Source organism: Streptomyces sp. NPDC045701, from assembly GCF_056432045.1.
Genome location: NZ_JBWKJV010000001.1, coordinates 407,551 through 424,255 on the forward strand (window position 1 = coordinate 407,551; position 16,705 = coordinate 424,255).

General features: G+C 73.0%; 14 protein-coding genes. 8 read left to right on the top strand and 6 right to left on the bottom strand.

The window, feature by feature from the left end; genetic code table 11:
* Positions 1–22 precede the first annotated feature (22 nt).
* Complete coding sequence (locus AC07DW_RS02060) at positions 23–2,413, top strand: galactose oxidase-like domain-containing protein (RefSeq protein WP_478855722.1); 2,391 nt, start codon at positions 23–25, stop codon at positions 2,411–2,413.
* Here AC07DW_RS02060 and AC07DW_RS02065 read toward each other — a convergent pair.
* Both AC07DW_RS02065 and trhA read right to left on the bottom strand, forming a co-directional pair.
* Positions 2,403–2,981: a TetR/AcrR family transcriptional regulator gene (locus AC07DW_RS02065; RefSeq protein WP_478855723.1), complete on the bottom strand. Its 579-nt coding sequence runs from the start codon at positions 2,979–2,981 to the stop codon at positions 2,403–2,405. The two genes, AC07DW_RS02060 and AC07DW_RS02065, sit on opposite strands and share 11 nt — an antisense overlap.
* A gap of 204 nt (positions 2,982–3,185) precedes the next feature.
* Complete coding sequence (gene trhA, locus AC07DW_RS02070) at positions 3,186–3,863, bottom strand: PAQR family membrane homeostasis protein TrhA (RefSeq protein ID WP_478855660.1); 678 nt, start codon at positions 3,861–3,863, stop codon at positions 3,186–3,188.
* A 207-nt stretch (positions 3,864–4,070) separates the two neighbouring features.
* On the opposite strand from trhA, the gene AC07DW_RS02075 reads away from it, so the two are divergent.
* Positions 4,071–5,897, top strand: a complete 1,827-nt coding sequence (locus AC07DW_RS02075; RefSeq protein ID WP_478855661.1) for a phosphoenolpyruvate carboxykinase (GTP) — start codon at positions 4,071–4,073, stop codon at positions 5,895–5,897.
* Between the two features lie 263 nt (positions 5,898–6,160).
* On the opposite strand, the gene AC07DW_RS02080 is transcribed toward AC07DW_RS02075, so the two are convergent.
* Positions 6,161–6,553, bottom strand: a complete 393-nt coding sequence (locus AC07DW_RS02080; protein WP_478855662.1) for an SCO4983 family protein — start codon at positions 6,551–6,553, stop codon at positions 6,161–6,163.
* An 82-nt stretch (positions 6,554–6,635) separates the two neighbouring features.
* Entirely contained in the window at positions 6,636–7,847 is a 1,212-nt protein-coding gene (locus AC07DW_RS02085) for a pyridoxal phosphate-dependent aminotransferase (protein ID WP_478855663.1), read from the bottom strand.
* A 109-nt stretch (positions 7,848–7,956) separates the two neighbouring features.
* Between AC07DW_RS02085 and AC07DW_RS02090 the strand changes: the two genes are divergently transcribed.
* The 3 genes from AC07DW_RS02090 to mptB all read left to right on the top strand — a co-directional run bounded on the left by AC07DW_RS02090 (position 7,957) and on the right by mptB (position 11,271).
* Entirely contained in the window at positions 7,957–8,736 is a 780-nt protein-coding gene (locus AC07DW_RS02090) for an SDR family NAD(P)-dependent oxidoreductase (RefSeq protein WP_478855664.1), read from the top strand.
* A gap of 191 nt (positions 8,737–8,927) precedes the next feature.
* Positions 8,928–9,779, top strand: a complete 852-nt coding sequence (locus AC07DW_RS02095; RefSeq protein ID WP_478855665.1) for a S1 family peptidase — start codon at positions 8,928–8,930, stop codon at positions 9,777–9,779.
* A 37-nt stretch (positions 9,780–9,816) separates the two neighbouring features.
* Positions 9,817–11,271: a polyprenol phosphomannose-dependent alpha 1,6 mannosyltransferase MptB gene (gene mptB / locus AC07DW_RS02100; RefSeq protein WP_478855666.1), complete on the top strand. Its 1,455-nt coding sequence runs from the start codon at positions 9,817–9,819 to the stop codon at positions 11,269–11,271.
* 33 nt (positions 11,272–11,304) lie between these two features.
* Here the strand turns inward: mptB and AC07DW_RS02105 are convergent, their stop codons facing one another.
* Positions 11,305–12,888, bottom strand: a complete 1,584-nt coding sequence (locus tag AC07DW_RS02105; RefSeq protein WP_478855667.1) for an N-acyl-D-amino-acid deacylase family protein — start codon at positions 12,886–12,888, stop codon at positions 11,305–11,307.
* A gap of 12 nt (positions 12,889–12,900) precedes the next feature.
* Positions 12,901–14,181: an amino acid deaminase gene (locus AC07DW_RS02110; RefSeq protein WP_478855668.1), complete on the bottom strand. Its 1,281-nt coding sequence runs from the start codon at positions 14,179–14,181 to the stop codon at positions 12,901–12,903.
* A 156-nt stretch (positions 14,182–14,337) separates the two neighbouring features.
* Here AC07DW_RS02110 and AC07DW_RS02115 point away from each other — a divergent pair, with 156 nt between their 5' ends.
* From AC07DW_RS02115 to AC07DW_RS02125, 3 genes are read left to right on the top strand one after another with little or no spacing between them, the layout of a single operon-like run.
* A complete protein-coding gene (locus AC07DW_RS02115; protein WP_478855724.1) occupies positions 14,338–15,423 on the top strand; it encodes a sugar kinase in 1,086 nt (361 codons plus the stop codon).
* The gene (locus AC07DW_RS02120) at positions 15,420–16,181 is read left to right on the top strand and encodes an IclR family transcriptional regulator (protein ID WP_478855669.1); all 762 of its coding nucleotides are present in this window, start codon (positions 15,420–15,422) and stop codon (positions 16,179–16,181) included. The genes AC07DW_RS02115 and AC07DW_RS02120 overlap by 4 nt, the downstream gene beginning before the upstream one ends.
* Positions 16,178–16,582 (top strand): RidA family protein, encoded by a 405-nt coding sequence (locus AC07DW_RS02125; protein ID WP_478855670.1) that lies wholly within the window; start codon positions 16,178–16,180, stop codon positions 16,580–16,582. Before AC07DW_RS02120 ends, AC07DW_RS02125 begins: the two co-directional genes overlap by 4 nt.
* The last annotated feature ends 123 nt before the right edge of the window (positions 16,583–16,705 follow it).

Below are 16,705 nucleotides of genomic sequence, written 5' to 3' on the forward strand. Positions count from 1 at the left end.
GGCGCTGCTCGCCATCGGCGCCATGACCTCCGGCCTCCTCCTGGCCGCCCAGCCCCCGGCCGCCGCCGGGATCAACCTCATCAAGAACCCCGGCTTCGAGACCCCGGGCACCGGCCAGGACGCCATGCCCGCCTGCTGGTCCCGGTCCGGCTGGGGCGACAACGACGTCACGTTCACCACCACGACCGACGCCCACTCCGGCACCCGCGCCATGAAGGTCGAGCTGACCCGCCGCGCCGACGGTGACCGCAAGGCCCTCATCACCGAGTCGGCCGCCTGCGCCCCGGCCGTCGCCGCCGAGCGGCAGTACGACCTGTCCCTCTGGTACAAGTCGACGACCCCCGACGCGGCGATCACCCTCTTCCGGCACGACACGACCGCCGGCTGGCAGTACTGGACCGACCTCAAGACCCTCCCGGCCGCCGCTGCCTACGCCCGCGCCGAGGTGCGCACGCCGGTCGTGCCGCCGGGCACCGACCGGATCGCCTGGGGCGTGTCCGTCTTCGGTATCGGCGGCGTCACCACCGACGACTACGTGATGGAGGAGGTCGCCCCGTCCGCCCCCGACCCGGTGTGCACCGGCACCGCCGAGGAGTGCGCCAAGGGCAGGTGGGAGGTCCTGGGCGTCAAGAACCCGGTCCGCTCCATGCACTCCGTGGTCCTCCACAACGGCAAGGTGCTGCTGATCGCCGGCTCCGGCAACGACCCGGAGATGTTCGAGGCCGGGACCTTCACCTCGGCCGTGTACGACCCGGCGAACGGCTCGTTCAGGACGATCCCCACGCCCGTCGACATGTTCTGCGCCGGCCATGTGCAGCTGTCCGACGGCCGGGTGCTGGTGATGAGCGGCAACAAGGGCTACCCGTCCGCCGACGGGAAGATCGGCTACCAGGGCCTGAAGGACTCGTACGTCTTCGACCCGGCCACCGAGACGTACACCAGGACCAACGACATGCACGACGGGCACTGGTATCCGTCGGCGACGATCCTCGGCAACGGCGACGTGATCACCTTCGGCGGCCTGAAGGAGGACTCCACCGGCAACGTGACGGCGGAGAGGTTCTCCGCCGCGCAGCACAAGTGGCTGCCGATGAACGAGGTGAAGCAGACCTGGTCGTACTGGGGCCTGTACCCGTCGATGATCCTGATGCAGGACGGGCGGCTGTTCTACTCCGGCAGCCACACCTTCGGCAACGGCACCCCCGGCACCGGCGCGTCGATCTACGACTACGACGCCAACACCATCACCGACGTACCGGGTCTGAGGAACAAGGACGAGCGGGACGAGTCGGCGAGCGTGCTGCTGCCGCCCGCCCAGGACCAGCGGGTCCTGACCATCGGCGGCGGCAACAACGAGCGCAACCCGGTCGCCAACCGCCTCACCGACATCATCGACCTCAAGCAGCCGAACCCGGCCTACGTCGCCGGGCCGCCCATCCCGCAGGGCCTGGTCGACCAGGGGCAGGGCAAGCGGCCGCAGACCGGCGACGAGGGCAAGATGTTCGTCTCGGCGGTGCTGCTGCCGGACGGCAAGGTCCTGGAGACCGGCGGCGGTCTGCACGACCGGGCCGACCCGGTGTACGAGGCGTCGTTCTTCGATCCGGTCACCAACACCTACGAGCCCGGTCTGGCCGCCGACCCGGTACCGCGCACGTACCACTCCTCGGCGTTCCTGCTGCCCGACGGCCGCGTCATGGCGGTCGGCGACAACCCCGGCAACGGCACCTACAACCACGACGTGTCGGTCTACACACCGCCGTACCTGCTCAAGGGCCCCCGCCCGAAGATCACTTCCGTGATCGACGGCCGGTGGAACTACGGCGACACCCGGCGGATCACCGTCGACCGGCCGATCGCCCGGGCCGAGCTGATCCGCCCGGCCGCCGTCACCCACTCCTCCGACCCCAACCAGCGGTTCGTCGACCTGCCGCTGTCCGTGATCGACGACCGGACGGTGGACCTCAACGTCACCGCCAACCCGAACCTCGCCCCGCCCGGCTGGTACATGCTCTTCGCCGTCGACGCCAACGGCGTCCCGTCCGTCGCCCAGTGGGTGCACCTCGGCGGACCGGCGGCGATGGCGGCGGAGGCGGAGCGGTCGGCGCACGTCCACGACTTCGCGGGCGACCTCGCGGCCGCGCCGAAGAAGCCGCCGAAGAAGCGGGACTCCGTCCCGGTCAGCCCGCGGATCGCCGGGTGCGACCGGCACTACGGCTCGGCCGGCGTGTGCGTGCCGACGGTGTTCCCGCGGTCGGTGAAGGCGACGACGAAGGCGCGGTGCGACTGGCTGGCGGACCACGACTACGGCCGCCTGAAGGTCAACGGCAGGGGCGACCCGCTGCGGCTCGACCCGGACCGGGACGGCGTGGCCTGCGGGAAGGGGGACGTCCACCGGGCCCCGCCTACCCGGTGAGCCCGCTCCCGAGCGCGTCCAGGGTGCGGTGCACGAGCGCGACCAGATCGTCCCGCTGGTCGCGCTCGGCCCAGTAGACCATCGCCTCGCCGAAGGCGCCCATCACGGCGGCGGTGAGGACCCGCACCTCCAGGTCGTCCGCGCCCCGCCCGGTGCGGTCGGCCAGCGCCCCGGCCAGCAACCGGGAGGTCCCGGCCGTCGTCCCGCTCGTCCGGGCGCGTACGGCCGGGACCTCGGCCATCAGCCGGGCGCGCCGCCGCGTCTCCTCCGGCTCGTGCGCCAGCAGAGCGGCCGCGGTCCGGGTCAGGACCGAGCGCAGCGACTCCAGCGGCTCCTCGCCGGCGGGCCGCTCGCGCAGCGCGTCCGCCATGAGCGGGCCGTACTCGTCGGTGAGGACGATGTCCTCCTTGGAGGGGAAGTACCGGAAAACCGTGCTGGGCGACACCTCGGCCGCCTCGGCGATCTGCTCCACGGTGGTCGCCTCGTACCCCTGTTCGGCGATGAGGCGGTGGGTGGCCCGCCGGATCGCGACCCGGGTCTTGAGCTTCTTGCGCTCCCGCAGCCCCATGGGCCGGCGCGTCGCACCGAGCGGGTCGAACGGCCCGAGCGGATCGGGTGGTGCGTACGAGGAGGGCGGGTCGAGCGAGTCGACGGAGTCGGCGGGCATATGGCTCATTGTCCGCCATCGCCCGGATGTGCGAACGGCCGTGACGCGAGGGCGTCACGGCCGTTTCCGCCGGGGTCGCGCGGAGCCGTACGGGGCGGCGTGCGGTCACGCGTGCTGGTGGGTCACCAGGGAGATGCCGATGTAGTGGGCGGTGAACGCGGCCAGCGTCAGGGAGTGGAAGACCTCGTGGAAGCCGAACCACGCCGGCGACGGGTTGGGGCGCTTGAGTCCGTAGACCACGCCGCCCAGGCTGTAGAGCAGACCGCCGGTGACCACCAGGACGAGCACCGCGACGCCGCCCGTGCGCAGGAAGTCGGGCAGGAAGAAGACGGCCGCCCAGCCCATCGCGATGTAGCACGGGGTGTAGAGCCAGCGCGGTGCGCCGACCCACAGCACACGGAACGCGATCCCCGCCACCGCGGCCGCCCAGACCGCCCACAGGAGCACCCGCCCGGTGGAGTCCGGGAGCAGAAGCAGCGTCAGCGGGGTATAGGTGCCCGCGATGATGAGGAAGATATTGGCGTGGTCGAGGCGGCGCAGCACCGCTGTGGCGCGCGGGCCCCAGTCGCCCCGGTGGTAGAGGGCGCTCACCCCGAAGAGCAGGCAGGCCGTGACGGCGTAGATCCCGCAGGCGACCCGGGCGCGGGTCGTTTCCGCCTGCGCCGTGAGAACGATGCCGGCGACCAGGGCGGCCGGGAACATGCCTGCGTGCAGCCAGCCGCGCAGCCTCGGTTTCACCGGCGGAGGCTCTATCTCGGCCACTTCGGGCCCGGCTGCAGTCATGACCGGAATGTTACCGACGCCCCGGCGGCTACCGGCATCGAGTGGTCATGCTCACGTGAGAGGCCCTCTGGACATATGCGCACAAGACACGGATGATCAGATGAGTGCGGTCGGCACCGGATGAGCGCCAGAGGTTCATGCAGTGAAGCATCCGGGTCGCAGCCCCCACGGGGCAGACAACCCAAAACCCCTCAACAAGGAGCAATCGTGGCGCGCGGTAATGCGGCTCCCACCACCGTCCCCACCCACCACCAGGGGCTGATCTCCTGGGTCGACGAGATCGCAGCAATCACGCAGCCGGACAACGTCGTCTGGTGTGACGGTTCAGAGGCCGAGTACGAGCGCCTGTGCGAGGAGCTCGTCGCCAAGGGCACGTTCCGCAAGCTCGACGCGATCAAGCGTCCGAACTCGTACTACGCCGCGTCCGACCCGACCGATGTCGCGCGCGTGGAGGACCGCACCTTCATCTGCTCCGAGAAGGAGGAGGACGCGGGCCCGACCAACCACTGGAAGGCCCCGGCGGAGATGAAGGAGATCTTCGCGGGCGAGAAGGGCATCTTCCGCGGCTCCATGAAGGGCCGCACGATGTACGTCGTGCCCTTCTGCATGGGCCCCCTCGGCTCGCCGCTCTCCGCCATCGGCGTCGAGATCACCGACTCCGCGTACGTCGCCGTCTCCATGCGCACCATGACCCGCATGGGACGGGCGGTCCTGGACGAGCTGGGTGAGGACGGCTTCTTCGTCCGCGCCGTCCACACCCTCGGCGCGCCGCTCGCCGAGGGCGAGCAGGACGTGCCGTGGCCCTGCAACTCCACCAAGTACATCTCGCACTTCCCCGAGACCCGCGAGATCTGGTCCTACGGCTCCGGCTACGGCGGCAATGCCCTGCTCGGCAAGAAGTGCTACGCCCTGCGCATCGCGTCCGTCATGGCGCGCGACGAGGGCTGGCTGGCCGAGCACATGCTCATCCTCAAGCTCACCCCGCCGCACGGTGAGTCGAAGTACGTCGCCGCCGCCTTCCCGTCCGCGTGCGGCAAGACCAACCTCGCGATGCTGGAGCCCACGATCTCCGGCTGGACCGTCGAGACGATCGGCGACGACATCGCGTGGATGCGGTTCGGCGAGGACGGCCGGCTGTACGCGATCAACCCCGAGGCGGGCTTCTTCGGCGTCGCGCCCGGCACCGGTGAGCACACCAACGCCAACGCCATGAAGACCCTGTGGGGCAACGCCGTCTTCACCAACGTCGCGCTGACCGACGACAACGACGTGTGGTGGGAGGGCATGACCGAGGAGGCGCCTGCGCACCTCACGGACTGGAAGGGCAACGACTGGACGCCGGACTCCGGCACCCCGGCCGCCCACCCCAACGCCCGCTTCACCGTCCCCGCCTCGCAGTGCCCGATCATCGCGCCCGAGTGGGAGGACCCCAAGGGCGTGCCGATCTCGGCGATTCTCTTCGGCGGCCGCCGCGCGAGCGCCGTCCCGCTGGTCACCGAGTCCTTCGACTGGCAGCACGGTGTCTTCCTCGGTGCGAACGTGGCGAGCGAGAAGACCGCCGCCGCCGAGGGCAAGGTCGGCGAGCTGCGCCGTGACCCGTTCGCCATGCTGCCGTTCTGCGGCTACAACATGGGCGACTACATGGCCCACTGGATCAAGGTCGGCAAGAACGCCCCCGACCAGGACAAGCTGCCGAAGATCTACTACGTGAACTGGTTCCGCAAGAACGACGCCGGCGCGTTCGTCTGGCCCGGCTTCGGCGAGAACAGCCGCGTCCTGAAGTGGATCGTCGAGCGCCTGGACGGGAAGGCCGAGGGCGTCGAGACGCCGATCGGCATCCTTCCGACGCGCGAGTCCCTCGACACGGACGGTCTCGACATGCCGGAGGAGGACCTCGACTTCCTGCTGAAGGTCGACACCGAGGTGTGGCGGGAGGAGGCCGCCCTGGTTCCCGAGCACCTCAACACCTTCGGCGAGCACACGCCCACGGAGCTGTGGGACGAGTACCGCTCCCTGGTCGCCCGCCTGGGCTGACCCGCGGGATTTCGTGGCGGGTCAGCCCGACATCCGCCCTGACCTGTGGGTTCACGAATGACCCGCCGCGATGTGATCGGCCCTCGAAGTCCCCTCAGGCTTCGGGGGCCGACCCTTTGACGCGTGCGGCGTGCGGCGCCACGGCGTGCGGTCGCGCGTTCGGCGGGAGCGGGGCGGGCGGTGCCGCCGGGGTGCGTACGGGGGTGGGGGTGTGCGGGGGTGGCAACCCGGTCCGCGCCCTCACCGGGCGCGGACCGGGGCCGTCAGAGGGCGCCGACGGGACGGGGCTCGTCCAGGGCGGCGGTGTGCGCGTCCATGCGCTCGGCGGCGAGGATCGCGGCGGCCGTGTCGGCCCGGGAGGCGGCGACGACCAGGGCGCGGCCCGCGAGGGCGTGGGCGCGGCGGTGCAGGGTGACCGGATCGGCACCGGTGAGGCCCGCGTGCCGGGCGGGCGGGGCGCCGCGCAGCCGGGCGACCTGGCGGGCGATGCTCTCCGCCGCGGCCGCGTCACCGAGCTCGTCGGTCACGGCGAGCAGGGCGGCGAGGTGACCGGCGAGCTGGATGTCCAGCTCCTCCTCGCGCGAGCGGTGCGGGATGCGGTCCGGGGCGTCGTCGGCCATCCGGTGGACCGACTTGGTGCGGATCGGTTCGTACATGGTGGACGGCCTCCTGCTCGGTGACAGGAGACCATCCTACCTTGGATTCTGTCTAAAGTTGAGCTGACTCCATGCGCTGGGGTCAGTGCTGGCCGTAACCGTCGAGGAAGGTGCCGATCCTCGTCACCGCGTCCGCCAGGTCCGCCGCGTTCGGGAGGGTGACGATCCGGAAGTGGTCCGGCTCGTGCCAGTTGAAGCCCGTCCCGTGCACCACCATGATCTTCTCGGCCCGCAGCAGGTCCAGCACCATCTGCCGGTCGTCCTTGATCTTGTAGACGTCCGGGTCGAGCCGCGGGAACAGGTACAGCGCGCCCTTGGGTTTCACGCACGTCACGCCCGGGATCTGCACCAGCAGCTCGTACGCCACGTCCCGCTGCTCCAGCAGCCGGCCGCCCGGCCGGACCAGCGCCTCGATCGACTGGCGCCCCTGGAGCGCGGCGGCGATCGCGTGCTGGGCCGGCATGTTGGCGCACAGCCGCATGTTGGCGAGGATCGTCAGCCCCTCGATGTAGGAGGAGGCGTGCGCCTTGGGCCCGCAGACCGCCAGCCAACCGCTGCGGTAGCCGGCCACCCGGTAGTTCTTCGACATGCCGTTGAAGGTCAGCACCAGCAGGTCGGGCGCGATCGCGGCGGTCGGGGTGTGGGTGGCGCCGTCATAGAGGATCTTGTCGTAGATCTCGTCGGAGCAGACGACCAGGTTGTGCCGGCGGGCGATCTCGGTGAGGCCGCGCAGCATCTCGTCGTCGTACACCGCACCCGTCGGGTTGTTCGGGTTGATGATGACGAGCGCCTTGGTGCGGTCGGTGATCCTGCGCTCGATGTCGGCGAGGTCCGGCATCCAGTCGGCCTGCTCGTCGCAGCGGTAGTGCACCGCGGTACCGCCCGCGAGGGACACCGACGCCGTCCACAGCGGGTAGTCCGGAGCCGGTACGAGGACCTCGTCGCCGTCGTCGAGCAGCGCCTGCATCGCCATCTGGATCAGCTCGGAGACGCCGTTGCCGAGGTAGATGTCCTCGACCGAGAGCGGGATCCCCCTGGTCTCGTAGTGGCTCATCACCGCCCGGCGCGCCGACAGCAGACCCTTGGCGTCGCCGTAGCCGTGCGACTCGCCGAGGTTGCGGAGCATGTCCTCGAGGATCGCGGGCGGGCACTCGAAGCCGAAGGCGGCGGGGTTGCCGGTGTTCAGCTTCAGGATCCGGTGACCGGCGGCCTCCAGCCGCATCGCCTCCTCGAGCACCGGGCCCCGGATTTCGTAACAGACGTTGGCGAGCTTCGTGGACTGGATCACCTGCATGTCGCGAGCTTACGGCGGTGACGGTTGGGGCGCCTCGTGTTTTGTGCCACTTCGCCCCCGCCCGACGGCCCCCTTGATCGCCCCGCACCGGTGCGGGCATCATCGGCGGATGGCCGTTTCGGGACGTTTCGACGGGTACGGCGTACTGGTCACCGGCGCGGCGCGCGGGATCGGTGAGGCCATCGCGCGCCGCTTCGGCGCCGAGGGTGCCCGGGTGCTGGTCGTCGACCTCGACGAGGGGCCCGCCCGCGAGGTGGCCGGGACGATTCCCGGGGCGCTGGCGTACAGGTGCGACGTGGCCGACGGCGAGGCCGTCGAGGCGGCGGTGGCGTGCGCCGTGGAGAGGTTCGGCCGGCTGGACGTCCTCGTCAACAACGCCTTCGCGCGCATCCCCGACGCGCCCCGCTTCGAGGAGGAGGCCGACGAGGTGTGGCGGCGGTCCCTGGACGTGACGCTGCTCGGCGCGCTGCGGTGCGCGCGGGCGGCGCTCCGGCCCCTGGCGGCGTCGGGCCGCGGCGCGATCGTCAACATCGGGTCGGTCAACGCCGAGCAGGCCTTCGGCGGTCACGCGTACAGCGCCGCCAAGGCCGGGCTCACCTCGCTCACCCGCACCCTCGCGGCCGACGCGGCCAAGCGCGGTGTCCGGGTGAACCAGGTCGACCCCGGCACGATCCGCACGCGCGGCTGGAAGGGGCTGGAGCGCGAGCTGGAGGTGCTGGCCGACCGGGTGTACCCACTCGGCCGCGTGGGTGAACCGGAGGATGTCGCGGCGGCGGTGGCCTTCCTCTCCTCGCCGGACGCGTCCTGGATCACCGGGACGACGCTGCGCGTCGACGGGGGTCTCCTGGCGATCAACACGGGCTTCGCGCAGGTCCTCGCGGACGACTGACGCCCGCCCGTCCCCCGGGCCCGGCTACGGCGTCCGGCCGCCCCGAGCCCTCGCCCCGGGGCCCGGTTCACGGCCCTGGTGCCGCGCGTCCGCCGAGCGGACGCCGCGCGGCTGAAAACGGTCTCCTCCCACACCCGCCCCACCCCTCACAATGCGCATGACAAAGTCATCGCCCAGAGGGGACCCCCCACATGCGCAAGCCTCTCGTCGGCGCGTTGCTCGCACTCGTGCTCCTGGGAGCCGGTGCCCCGACCGCCACCGCCACCACGACCGCCCCGGCGCCCGCCGCCGAGCCCGCGCCGGCCGTCCGGGCCGTCGACTTCGCCGGCACGGTCGCGCTCAGCAACTGCTCCGGTTCCGTCGTCCGCGTACCCGGCTCGCAGCCGGCCGACCCCGCGCTCGTCCTGTCGAACGGACACTGCCTGGAGAGCGGGATGCCCGCACCCGGCGCGGTCGTCGTCGACAAGCCCTCCAGCCGCACCTTCGGCCTGCTGAACTCCGCCGGCACCAAGGTCGCCACCCTGCGCGCCGCCAAGGTCGCGTACGCGACCATGACCGACACCGACGTCTCGCTGTACGAGCTGACCAGCACCTACGCCCAGATAGAGGCGCGCTACTCCATCAGGGCGCTGGAACTGAACGCGACCCGCCCCGCCCAGGGCACCGCGATCAAGGTCGTCTCCGGCTACTGGAAGCGGATCTACAGCTGCTCGATCGACGGCTTCGCCTACCGGCTCAAGGAAGCCGGCTGGACCATGAAGGACTCCGTCCGCTACACCGCCGCCTGCGACACCATCGGCGGCACCTCCGGGTCACCCGTCGTCGACAGCGCCACCGGCAAGGTCGTCGCCGTCAACAACACCGGCAACGAGGACGGGCAGCGCTGCACCATGAACAACCCGTGCGAGGTGGACGAGAACGGCACCGTGACCGTCCGCCGGGGCATCAACTACGCCCAGCAGACGTACGGCATCGTCGCCTGCGTCGGCACCGGCAACAAGATCGACCTCGGCCGGCCGGGCTGCGCCCTGCCCAAGCCGTAGCGCGGCGTGCCCGGCCCGCCCGATAGGTTGGCGGGTCATGTGGGCAATGAGCGCTGTCGGGTACCGCCGGCTGGGCGCGGCCGGATCGGCCGCGGCGGCCGCGGGCGGCTGGGCCGCCGGAACGCTGCCGTCCCGCGACCCGTGGGGGATCTGGGTCCCCCACGGGCCGGGGGTCACGGTGGCGGCCACCGTCCTGGCGTACCTCGGCCTGACCCTCCTCGTGGTCGCCTGGTGGGGCTACGGCAGGGCCGGGTCGTCCGTACGCCACACCCTGGTGACGCTCGGCTGGTGGACCGCGCCGATGCTCCTCGCCCCGCCCCTCCACAGCGCCGACGTGTACAGCTACATCGCCCAGGGCGCCATGGTCCTGGAGGGCCACGACGTGTACGGCGCCGGGCCGTCCGTGCTCGATCCGGCCGGCATCGGCGGGGACGCCGCGGCGAGCGTCGGCGGGCACTGGACGGACACCCCGGCCCCGTACGGGCCGGTCTTCCTGGTGCTGGCGCAGGCGGTGGTCCGGGTGACGGGCGGGACGATCGTGCCGGCGGTGCTCGGGATGCGGCTGATCTCCGTGGCGGCCCTGGTCCTGATCGTATGGGCGCTGCGCCGGCTGGCAGGTGGGCGTGGCGAGGACGGCGAGCGGGGGGCCCTGTGGCTGGGGGCGCTCAACCCGCTGCTGCTCATGCACGTGATCGGCGGCGCGCACAACGACGGGCTGATGATCGCCCTCATGCTGGCGGGCGTGGTCCTCGCCCGGCGCGGGCGGTGGGTCGTGGGCAGCGCGGTCGTCGGACTCGCGATGACGGTCAAGTCCCCGGCCGCCGTCGCGCTGCTGTTCATCGGGGTCATGGCGGGCCGGGCGGCGTCCCGTCACCGGATCGTGAAGGGGTTGCTGGGGCCCGGCCTGGTCGCCGGGGCGGTCGCCGTCGCCGCGACGCTGCTCGCGGGCACCGGGTTCGGCTGGCTGCGGACCCAGAGCGTCGCCGGGACGATCCACACCGCGCTGTCGGTCACCAGCGACCTGGGCCTCGTCCTCGGCGAGCTGCTGCGCCTGTCGGCGGGCACCGATCCGGACCCGGTCAAGGCCGCCGTCCAGCGCCTGGGTCTCGCCGCGGCGCTCGCGCTCATCGGGCACCTGGCGTGGCGGTCGGCACGCGGCCGGCTGGACCCGGTGCACGGGCTCGGCCTGTCGCTCGTCGCGCTGGTGGCCCTGTCGCCGATGGTCCAGCCCTGGTACCTGCTGTGGGGCGGCACCGTGGTGGCCGCCACGGCCTGGAACGGCCGCGCGGGCCGGGTCCTGCTGGTGCTGGGCACCGCCCTCGTCTACGAGACGGCCCCCTCCGGCCGCACCCCGGCGTACGGCTTCGCCCTGGCGGCCGTCGCCTGCGCCGTCGGGGCGCTGCTCCTGCGCCACGAGCCGGCCCCCGCCCACCGTCCGGACCGGCTCCCCACCCCCCGCCCGGCGCGCCGGGACGAGGCCCGCACGCCCTGACGGGACGGTGCGCGCGGCGGATGGCCGGCCGACCTAGCGCGTCGGCGGGCGTCGGACGGCGCGGCCGGCCAGGGTGTCCGTGCGGTGGCCGTCCTCGATGACGAAGCGCCCGTCGATCAGGACGTGCGGGATGCCCACCGGGAGGGTGCGGGGGGCTTCGAAGGTGGAGCCCGCCGCGACCGTGTCCGGGTCGAAGAGGACCAGGTCGGCGCGGTGGCCCTCGCGGATCAGGCCGCGGTCGGGGAGGCGGAGGCGGGCGGCGGGGCGTGAGGTGAGGTGGGCGACCGTCTCCTCCAGCGACAGGACGCCCAGTTCGCGCGCGTACCGCCCCAGGTAGTGGGGGAACGTGCCGTACGCGCGCGGGTGCGGCTTGGCGCCCTGGAGGATGCCGTCGGAGCCGCCCGTGTGGACGCGGTGGCGCATGATGGCCCGGACGTTCTCCTCGTGGCCGACGTGCTGGAGGATCGTCGTGCCCAGCCGGTCCTCGACCAGCAGGCGGCGCGCGGTGGCCCAGCCGTCCACGCGGCGGCCGACGTGGGTGGCGAGTTCCGGCCGGGAGACGCCCGAGATCTCGATGGTGCCCCACTCGACGGGTACGCCGTGACAGCCGTCCGAGCCGGTGACTTCCAGGTGGTGGCGGATCCGTTCGGCCGTGGCGTCGTCGCGGAGGCGGGCCAGGACCGCCTCCGGGCCGCCCTCGCCCGCCCAGCTCGGCAGCAGCGCGACGAGCGTGGTGCAGCCGGGGGTGTAGGGGTAGGTGTCGAGCGTGATGTCCGCCCCGTCCGCCAGCGCCTCGTCGAGCAGCGCGAGCAGCTCGGGCGCCCTGCCCTCGTTCACCCCGAAGTTCATGGTCGCGTGGGCCAGGTGCAGCGCGCAGCCCGCCTCCCGGGTGAGGGCGACCATCTCCGCGTACGCCTCCAGCGCGCCGGCGCCGTAACTGCGGTGATGCGGGCAGTAGTAGCCGCCGTACGCCGCCACGACCCGGCAGAGCTGGGTCAGTTCGGCGTCCCGCGCGTACATGCCGGGTGTGTAGGTGAGGCCGGACGACATGCCGACCGCGCCCTGCTCCAGGCCCTCCGCCACGAGCTGTCTCATCCGGGCCAGCTCGGTGCCGGTGGGCGGCCGGTCCTCCCAGCCCATGGCGTACGCGCGGACCGTCCCCTGCGGGACCAGGTACGCCGCGTTGACCGCGATGCCCTGGCGGTCCAGGCGGTCCAGGTACTCGCCGACGGTCCGCCAGTCCAGGTCCACGGTCGTGTCCCCGGGCCCACCGCCGTTCCAGCCGGCGATCGCCCGGCGGACCTCGTCGAGGGTGCGGTCGTCGGCCGGCGCGTACGACAGGCCGTCCTGGCCCAGCACTTCGAGGGTGACGCCCTGCGCGGCCTTGGCGCTGTGGTCCGGGTCGCGGAGCAGGGCGAGGTCGCTGTGGGCGTGCATGTCGATGAAACCGGGGGAGAGGGCCAGCCCGTGCGCGTCCAGGACACGCCGGCCGGACAGCGCCGGGTCCCCCTCGCGGCGGATCGCGGCGATCCGGCCGCCGGTGACGCCGACGTCGGCGCGGTACGACGGGCCGCCGGTGCCGTCCACGACGCGGGCGTCCCGTATGACGAGGTCCATTCCGGAGCGCTCCTAGAAGAAGGTGCGGACGAAGTCGACGACCGTGCCGTCCGCCTCGACCAGCGGGATCAACTGCCACTTGTCGAACGACGTGCACGGGTGCGACAGGCCCATGCCGACCCAGTCGCCCACCTCCAGTTCCGCGCCGGGAGCGGTCTCCAGCCAGGCGTGCTGGTCGGACAGGCGGGTCACCGCGATCCCCTCCGCCGGCCGCACCGACCCGTCCCGCGCGGAGCGGACGACCTGTGCCTCGGGCAGGTGCAGGTCGTACGCGGCGTCCCGCTTGCCCGCGTTGACGAACGCCTGCTCCGCCGTCGGGCGGGACACCACCTGGGCCCACAGCCGGAACGCGGGCCGGAGGGCACCCTCCCGCGGGACCCGGTTGAACGGCGTGAGGGCGCGGTACTGCCCGTCGTCGTGCGACACGTACGCCCCGGAGCGCAGCAGCTTCAGCACCGGGCGGGACAGCGCGGGCAGTTCCGCGAACACTTCGGCCACCGTGTCGAACCAGGCGCTGCCGCCCGCGCTGACGACGATCTCGCCGAGGTCGTCCGCGAACCGGCCCGCCGTGTCGAACTCGACGGCCAGGGCGGTCAGGCGGCGCAGCCAGGCCCGCACCGAGCCGGACGTCGCGTCCGGCACCTCGCCCTCGTACCCGGCGACCCCGGCCAGGCGCAGCGTGCCGGTCGCGGCGACCGCGTCCGCGACGGCGGCGCAGTCCGCCTCCGTACGCGCCCCGGTGCGCGCGCCGTCGCCCGCGCCGAGCTCGACGACGACGTCGACGGGGCGGGCGGTCCCCCGCAGGGCCTGGTCCATCAGCTCGACGCCGCGCACGGAGTCGACGTAGCAGAGGAAGCGGAAGTCCGGGTCCCGCTCCAACTCGGCGGCCACCCAGCGCAGCGCGGCGGCGTCGACGAGCTCGTTGGCGAGGAAGATCCGCCGGATGCCGAAGGCCCGGTAGACGCGGGCCTGGTGCGGCACGGCTGCCGTGATGCCCCAGGCGCCGTACGCGACCTGCCGGTCGAACAGCTGGGGCGCCATGGAGGTCTTGCCGTGCGGCGCGAAGGCGAGGCCGTGCCGCTCGGCGTAGGTCTCCAGCAGCGCCAGGTTGTGCTCCAGGGCCTCGGCGGAGAGGGCGAGGACGGGGGTGGTGAAGCCGCCGGTGAACAGGTCGCGCCGCTGGGCGGCCAGTTCGCCCACGGTGAGGCCCTCGGCGTCGGCGGGGAGCCCCTTGAACCGGTGGTCGACGCGCTCGGCCGCGAGGTGCTCGGCCCTGAGGTGTTCGGCGGCCATGGCAGCCCCCCATCTGTTGCATAGCGTGCAACGGTCATTGCGTCTAGTGCTCGGTGGTGTCTAACATCCGGCGCAATGCCGGGTCAATGGATCCGGAGCGCCCGGTGAGGAGCCCCCAGCGTGACCGCAACCGACGTCGTCTGTCTCGGCGAGTCCATGGTCACATTCCTGCCCTCCCGCCCCGGTCCCCTCGCCGACGTGCCGTCCTTCAGCCGCGCCATCGGGGGTGCCGAGTCCAACGTCGCCTGCGCGCTCGCGGCGGCGGGGCACCGCGCGAAGTGGGTCAGCCGCGTCGGCGCCGACGGCTTCGGCGACCACCTGGTGCGGGCCGTCGCCGCGTACGGGGTCGACACCACCGCCGTACGCCGCGACCCGCACCGCCCGACCGGCGTCTACTTCCGCACCGCCGCCGACCGGGCCGACGACGGCCACGAGGTCGTCTACTACCGCGCCGGCTCCGCCGCCTCGGCGATGAGCCCGGACACCGTCCCGCCCCGGGACCTCACCGCCGCGCGCGTCCTGCACCTGACCGGCATCACCGCCGCCCTGTCCGCCGGCTGCCTGGCCCTGCTGCGGGCCCTCACCGCCCGCCGCCCCGGCCGCCCCCTGCTCTCCTTCGACGTCAACCACCGTCCCGGCCTGTGGCGCGGCGCCGACCCCGCCGTGCTGCTGGACCTGGCGCGCGGCGCCGACCTGGTGCTCGTCGGCGACGACGAGGCGGAGGCGGCATGGGGCCTGCGGGACGCGGCGGCGATCCGCGCGGCACTGCCGGAGCCGGCGGTCCTGGTCGTCAAGCACGGCGCGCGGGGCGCGACGGCGTACGCCCGCGCCGCCGCGCCGCCCGCCGCCGTACCGCCCGCCGCCGCGCCGCGCCCCGACGGTTCCGGGTCCCCGACCGGCCGCCACCCCGGCGCGGCCGGAGCGGTCGCCCACCCGCCGGGCGACTCCGTCGCCTTCGTGCCCGCCCCCCGGGTCGAGGTCGTCGCCCATGTCGGCGCCGGGGACGCGTTCGCCGCCGGGTTCCTCTCCGCCACCCTCCGCGGGCTCGCCCTGGAGCGCCGCCTCCGCCACGGGCACCTCATGGCCGCCGCCGCGCTCACCGTCCCCGGCGACCTCGCCGACCCGCCAGCCCGCGCCCACGCCGACCGCCTCGCCGCCCTGGACGACGGCGCCTGGGGGAGACTGCACCTCGGCCCCGGCTGGACGCGTACCGGGGAGGACCAGGAGGTACGTACGCCATGAGCCAGACCGTCGACCGCGCGCTCAGCATCCTGCCGCTGCTCGCGCGGGGCCCCGCCGACCTCGGACAGGTCGCCGACGCCCTCGGCGTACACAAGTCGACCGCCCTGCGGCTGCTGCGCACCCTGCACGAACACGGCCTGGTCTACCGCCAGGAGGACCAGCGCTACCGCCTCGGCGCCCGGCTGTTCGCCCTCGCGCAGGAAGCCGTCGAGAACCTCGACATCCGCGAGATCGCCCACCCCCACCTCGTACAGCTGGGCGAGCGGACCGGGCACACCGTCCACCTCGCCGTGCACGAGGAGAACGAGGTGCTCTACATCGACAAGGTCGACAGCCGCTACCCCGTCCGGATGTACTCGCGCATCGGCAAGCCCGTCGCGATCACCGTCGCCGCCGTGGCGAAACTGCTGCTGGCCGACCTGCCCGAGCCGGAGCGGCGCGCGCTCGCCGCGAAGCTCGACTACCCCATGTACACGCCCCGTTCGATCCCGAACGCCGCCGCGTTCCTCCAGGAGCTGGCGACCGTGCGCGAACAGGGCTGGGCCACCGACCTGGGCGGCCACGAGGAGTCCATCAACTGCGTCGCCGCCCCCGTCCGCGGTGCGGACGGCCGCGTCGTCGCCGCCATGTCGGTGTCCGCGCCGAACGTCGTCGTCACCGCCGACGAACTCCTCGCCCTCCTCCCGCTGGTGCGCCGCACCGCCGACGCCATCAGCCGGGAGTACTCCGGCACGACACCCCCGAAGGACACCGCATGACCGAGAAGACCGCGATCACCCCCGCCGGCCACACCGCCCCGCCCGCCCGGTTCTCCCACGGCGTGCGCAAGGGGAACATCCTCCAGGTCGCCGGCCAGGTCGGCTTCCTCCCGGCCGTCGAGGGCCGGGCCCCCACCCCGGCCGGCCCCACCCTGCGCGAGCAGACCCTCCAGACCCTCGCCAACGTCGAGGCCGTCCTGAAGGAGGGCGGCGCGAGCTGGGACGACGTGATGATGATGCGCGTCTACCTCACCGACACGGCGCACTTCGCCGAGATGAACGAGATCTACGACGCGTACTTCGCCCGCCTCACCGTGCCCCCCGCCGCCCGCACCACGGTGTACGTCGGTCTCCCCGCCGGCCTGCTCATCGAGATCGACGCCATGGCGGTCCTCGGCTGACCCCGCTCGAACCGCCCCGCCCCACGGCACGGGGGGGGGGGGGGGGGGGGGGGGGGGGGGGGGGGGGGGGGGGGGGGGGGGGGGGGTGATGGTTTTTTTTTTTGAGTGAGGGGGGCAGGGAAT